Genomic DNA, 3,766 nt, shown 5'->3' on the forward strand with positions numbered 1-3,766 from the left:
ACATAATTTTATTCAGTTACAATTACTCAGAGAATATTTGTCTTACTAGTCGATATTTTAAATTTCAACTGTAATATTTACTAACGGTTAGTATAAGGAACGTAGGGCGGTTAAAAAGCGCTTTCGTTTTGGTTTATTACTTAGCTAAATATAAATATTTTGCTTTTATATTTTCTTCTTAAATGCCAAATTTTATATTTAGCGGACTTTGTAAATAAACATAGACCTTTGGGGTTTGCGCAAAAGCCCTATGTTTTTTATATATTGTTAGCTACCGTTTTTCTTTTTCAATCTGTTTAATTCGAATAATATTCTCTTGCTCTATTATTGTTAATAGTTCACTAACATTTTGTTTTTCAGCATAATACCAATCTTTATTAGAGAAATAATCATTCATTTCTCCACCTTTTTTAAACTTATAAGCATATCTCGCGAATATTTCATTTCTCATTATTTTAAGTTTATTAAGTTTTAACGATTTTAAATAGCTATAACTCAAAATACTCGTAGATGATTCAGGGTATTCTCCTTCAATAAGAGTTTTATTTTTACTTCCAATTTCTCCATTATCTCCGCTATATTCAGATGTTAAATACTTATCTAAATGTAATCCTTTTAGAGTTTCACCCTCATCATATGTTTTAAATTCAATAAATATTCCATTGTATTGGTCTGAATAGAATTTAGAATCAATAATTTTAACATTGGTAAAGGTTATAAAAGTTTTATACCATCCTTTTCCATCCCAGCTATTATATTTGTGTTGAGCAATAGTAATAGTATCATTTCCGAAAATTCTCAATTCAGATTCATTTTCAGAGAAACCAAATGAATAAGTTCCATAATATTTTTCTTTTTCAACTTTCCAGGATGTAATATTATTTGGATTTATATCAACTAAATCCCCATTCGTTTGTCCAAAACTTATTAGAGAACAAAAAAGAAATATTAATATGTATGTGAGTTTGTTTTTCATATGGTAGCTAACGGTTAGGCTATGGTTAGTACGGGATTAAAAATCAATTAATTTCCGATTAAGCACTTAGCCAAAACTTTTTATTTTGTTTTATCTTTTTTGTTCTAAAGCCAAATCAAAAAGATTTGGCGGACTTTATAAAAATACACTAAACTCTGGGTTAAGCAACAAACTCCGTATTAATTATAGCCATTGTTAGCAGTAGTTTTATTCTAATAATCCTAGTTTATCAGCATATTTTTTCCATTCAGGACTTGTGAAATCTAATAAAATCATTTTATCTAGATATTTTGTTCTAATGCTAAATAATTCTGAGATTAATCTTAAAGTTGACATAATGTCTTCGTCAAAATCTTTGTATGTATCAATAAACCATTTTGACAAATATGTTGAAGCTGGATTTGAATATCCGCTAGGAAATCCACCTTGCATTCTATCTTCAAACAAGATGGCTCCGTAATGATAGTTAGCTTTTTCTTTAGTGGTCCATTTAGCATACTTGTTTTTCAAGAAATCATTCTCCTTTTTTTTTGATTTTTCACTTCCAAGAAAACTCTCTAATGCACCTTGAGCATCTTTATGATATGTATTAGGAACTTTGTTAATAGGATGCCAATGAATAAACCCACCTATTTCTTTGTCTTTCCTAAAACCATTAATTACAATTGTTTCTATATTTATGCCTTTAGGCTCAAATCCATTAAAATCAAGTTCATCTAGAAATTTATGCTTTATTATAATTTTTTCATTATCAAATAAAAACTCAAATTTTGGTAATTTAGTTTGTCTATCTTTCCTTGTAATTATTTTACCGTCAAGTTTATTTAAATGAATTTCTTCAAGAGTGTTTTCATCTATAACTTTATAAACAATAATTCTATTTTCATAAATAGTTTCTCTGAATACTTCTAATTCTTCTCCATTTTCTGATATAATATTAATTTGATTATTTCTGAAAATTGTTTTCATTTTAGGCTTAAATTTGAGTATTGAGTTTTAATTACTGCTAACGGCTGAGCTATGCGTAGTGCGGAGGCAAGGAAACCTTTCGTTTCCGTCTGAGCACGAAGCTAAAGCTTATTGTTTAGTTTTATTTTTTTCTTGTCCAAAGCTAAATCCATAAGATTTAGCGACTTTATAAAAATACGCAGACCTTTCTGCCTAAGCCCTAAAGTCCGCATTACGTATAGGTTTTGTTGTGTGCAGTTTTACTTCAGTTCCTTATACATAGGACCGTCAGATTTCACTTTCTCAATAGCTTCTGTCCAATATTCCCAAAAAGCAGAATCAGCAGGTTCATCAGTTCCTTTCCAATATTCTCCACCACTTAAAATATCTGTCAAATCATTCGAACCGCTATTTTCCCAATATGCTTTTAAACAATATAGCATTGCTTCATAGCCTACTTTTGTAGATATTAATTTGTCCTTATCTTTTTCCATTAATATTTATTCGTAGTTAAGTTCCTTCCTATATTCCGTTTTGGTTTTTAGTCCAATATTTTCCGAAGTTCTAATTTGATTAAACTCTGTTGAGCCTATTTCAGAAACATTTGATAATTCAATTATAGAGTTTTCATTATAGCCTAATTTTTTCGTTTCTGCATTTTTGTTAATCCGCCAGTATTTTATTTCTTGTCCATTTTTAGAAATCGCAAGAATATAGTTTTTGTCAAATCCTACGCTTTCTATATTCTTAATTACGTAAATGCTTGATTTATATGGTTCATCTGTATTTACTGGAATCACAATACTATTAAATGCTGGTTCTACTTGATAGTAAAAGTTGGACCCTAAATCAATATCTCCGTACCAATTTAGTTGACAAGAATTCAAGAAAATCAACGTTAATAAAATCAGTAGTTTATTTCTCAAATTTTCGTTTTTCAATTGCATACAACGTTAAATATATGGCAAGTAGGGCAGAAAACAAGCGATTATTTTCGGTTAAGCCACAAGCCAAATCTTTTGTGTTTTGTTTTAATTTTTCTCTTTTAATACCAAATCAAAAGATTTGGCGACTTTGCAAATAGACCAGAACTTTTGGGTAAAACACTAATTGCCTTATTTGCTATATATAGTGTTACCACACGTTTTTTATTTTATTTCGATTTCAATTTCTTTCGACATTTTCGAATAATAAAACACCTGAATTTTATACTTTCCTTTCGGTAAAGTGCTTTTCAGATTAGATTCAGTTTGTTTTAAAATTGGAATTTTTAATAAATCAACAGAATATTCTTTTGTTTCGTTTGGCTTGAGTTCAATTTCATATTCTTTTAAGTCATCTGGTGAAAATAATTGAGAACTTAAAATATGGCTTGAAATTTGGCTTGTTAATTCCACATTTTTTAAATCCATTATTGATGCTCCAGTTCCGATTGGATGTCCCCAATAATCTCTAATCATTATTTTTTCGTTTTTATCAGATTCGTTTTTCCAAATCAGTTTTATTTCAATTGGTTCTCCAGCATAATATTCTTTTCCCGCTTTAATATTAAATTCAACTTTGTCAGAAGTCGGATAACCAGAAAATTGAGTTTGAGCATTTAATTCCGCATTCAGATTTTCTTTTTTCGCATCTTCTTTAACTCCTTTTGCAAAGCCATACATTTCAATTCCGAAATAAGAAATTCCGATAATTATAATTCCAATTATTGTTATTAAAATTCCTTTTTTCATTGGTCTTGTCTAATGTGTGGTAACGGCTCGGCTATGATTAGTGCGGGGCGGAAATCCGTTTGATTTCCAGCTACGCACAAAGCAAAACCTTATGGTTTTGTGTTTTTCT

General features: G+C 29.1%; 5 protein-coding genes. All 5 read right to left on the minus strand.

Annotated features, from left to right (window positions below; all coding sequences use genetic code 11):
- Positions 1 to 271: 271 nt before the first annotated feature.
- Positions 272 to 976, minus strand: coding sequence for a YARHG domain-containing protein (locus tag M4I21_RS18350; RefSeq protein WP_249560681.1), 705 nt, complete (start codon positions 974 to 976; stop codon positions 272 to 274).
- A gap of 207 nt (positions 977 to 1,183) precedes the next feature.
- A complete protein-coding gene (locus M4I21_RS18355; RefSeq protein ID WP_165750557.1) occupies positions 1,184 to 1,945 on the minus strand; it encodes a hypothetical protein in 762 nt (253 codons plus the stop codon).
- Between the two features lie 239 nt (positions 1,946 to 2,184).
- A complete protein-coding gene (locus tag M4I21_RS18360) occupies positions 2,185 to 2,418 on the minus strand; it encodes a hypothetical protein (RefSeq protein ID WP_249560682.1) in 234 nt (77 codons plus the stop codon).
- Positions 2,419 to 2,424: 6 nt separating this feature from the next.
- Positions 2,425 to 2,865, minus strand: a complete 441-nt coding sequence (locus M4I21_RS18365; RefSeq protein WP_249560683.1) for a hypothetical protein — start codon at positions 2,863 to 2,865, stop codon at positions 2,425 to 2,427.
- 207 nt (positions 2,866 to 3,072) lie between these two features.
- Positions 3,073 to 3,657, minus strand: coding sequence for a hypothetical protein (locus M4I21_RS18370; protein WP_249560684.1), 585 nt, complete (start codon positions 3,655 to 3,657; stop codon positions 3,073 to 3,075).
- Between the last annotated feature and the right edge of the window lie 109 nt (positions 3,658 to 3,766).

It is taken from the genome of Cellulophaga sp. 20_2_10, assembly GCF_023476645.1.
In the GTDB taxonomy this organism is placed as follows: Bacteria; Bacteroidota; Bacteroidia; order Flavobacteriales; family Flavobacteriaceae; genus Cellulophaga.

Excerpts from the sequence above, each read along its gene's own strand:
- M4I21_RS18350 (WP_249560681.1), bottom strand. The coding sequence starts at position 976 with ATGAAAAACAAACTCACATACATATTAATATTTCTTTTTTGTTCTCTA.
- M4I21_RS18355 (WP_165750557.1), bottom strand. The coding sequence starts at position 1,945 with ATGAAAACAATTTTCAGAAATAATCAAATTAATATTATATCAGAAAAT.
- M4I21_RS18360 (WP_249560682.1), bottom strand. The coding sequence starts at position 2,418 with ATGGAAAAAGATAAGGACAAATTAATATCTACAAAAGTAGGCTATGAA.
- M4I21_RS18370 (WP_249560684.1), bottom strand. The coding sequence starts at position 3,657 with ATGAAAAAAGGAATTTTAATAACAATAATTGGAATTATAATTATCGGA.